This is a genomic window from Streptococcus sp. SS-4456, from assembly GCF_036680365.1.
Classification (GTDB): Bacteria; Bacillota; Bacilli; order Lactobacillales; family Streptococcaceae; genus Streptococcus.
In genome coordinates, this window is sequence record NZ_JAVIHI010000079.1 from 1 (window position 1) to 1,635 (window position 1,635).

Annotated in this window: 1 protein-coding gene; it reads left to right on the top strand. The window is 40.7% G+C overall.

What is annotated here, in order from left to right:
* Positions 1-252 precede the first annotated feature (252 nt).
* Positions 253-1,455: an IS110 family transposase gene (locus tag RFK25_RS11400; protein ID WP_332413536.1), complete on the top strand. Its 1,203-nt coding sequence runs from the start codon at positions 253-255 to the stop codon at positions 1,453-1,455.
* Positions 1,456-1,635 lie beyond the last annotated feature (180 nt).

Consider the following 1,635-nt stretch of genomic DNA (forward strand, 5'->3'; position numbering starts at 1 on the left):
AAAACATACTAAGATTAGTAGTGAAGAAATCTCCGACGGGAGAGAGTACTCACTACTTTTTTCATTCTCAAGATGATAAAGTAGAGGTGTCTTGTTAAGTCGAGGGTTCTTTTGACGCTAGACGTCGCGACAAAAACTGGCAAGACACCTGTTTTAGGAAGAATGTTATCAAAGTATGTGGGACGCCAGACGTCGAGTATTGAAAATGACATCGCTAAAACAAGGAATCATTCAAGACAAAGAGGTAGTATCATGCGAGTAGTATTTGGGATTGACGTGAGTAAGGTAAGTTCAGAAGTAGCCATTCTAGTCAATGGCGAGAAGGTACATAACTACACCATGTCCAATGATGCCATTGGCTTTTCCCGGCTACTTGGCGATTTGAAAACCGTCCACAAGCCAGAAATCATCTTTGAAGCAACAGGCGTCTATTCTCGTCGTCTTCAAGCTTTTCTGGATGAACATAGCTACGCTTATACACGGCTCAATCCCTTAGAAGCCAAGAAGCAACTGGATAGCTTGCGTGTGCGGAAAACAGATCAAATTGACGCTGAAAAACTGGCTCAGTCTCAGTTTGTACTGAATCGTAAACCCACTTATATCCAAGAAGAAGTCTATCAAGATCTGCGAGATCTCAGTCGATTCTATCAGAACTTAACCGAGGACATCGTTCGAGCTAAAAATCGTCTGCACAAGGTCTTACAGGTCACTTTCCCTGAATTGGAAACTATCTTGTCAACGCCAACTGGGGAACAATACTGGAACTTGGTCATAGCCTTTCCTTGCAAGGACTTCGTTCTTGAGTTAAGCAAGGATGAACTCTCAAAGAGCATCCGTCTGTCCACTTCAAAACGGATTTCTGACAAGCGTGTGGCTTACTTAGCAGAGAAGCTGACAGCACTAGCCAATCAATCTTATTGTGCCGTTAAGAAAAACTCTCCAATCATGGAAGAGGTGCGTTACTATGCGAAAGAATTGCTTAGACTTTCTGAACAGAGACAAGCAGTCTTAGACGAAATGGTGGAACTAGCCCAACCTTTACCAGAGTATGACATTCTGCTTTCTATTCCTGGTATCGCTGAGACTACTGCAACAAGTATTATTGGCGAACTGGGAGATATTCGCCGTTTTCAGTCTGCCAATCAAATCAATGCCTTTATCGGTATTGACCTGAGACACTATGAATCTGGAAACTTCATCGCTAAGGAACACATTACCAAGCGTGGCAATCCCTATGCTAGAAAGATTCTGTTCAAATGCATTCACAATATCGCTTCAGCTAGTCACACCAATCCTTGCCATATAGCAGACTTTTATGAGAAACGAAAAAGGCAATCGCAAATGACTTCAACCAAGCCACACACGATTGCCTCCATACATCGTCTCATTCGGACAATGTATTACCTCATAACGCACAACAAACTTTACGATTATCGTTCTACCCAAAATCAGTAAGATTGTTTATGCTATATTATTGTAACACCTTATCAAAAATTTTCAACATAAGGTGTTAATTTCGTGTACTCTTTTTTACACGAAACTTTAGTCCAAAAGAAAACAATTTCCTTATTTTGACTATTGAACTCAACATATTTTTCATCAAATACCTTGATAGACTTGACAAATGGTAGAAAA

Excerpts from the sequence above, each read along its gene's own strand:
- RFK25_RS11400 (WP_332413536.1), top strand. The coding sequence starts at position 253 with ATGCGAGTAGTATTTGGGATTGACGTGAGTAAGGTAAGTTCAGAAGTA.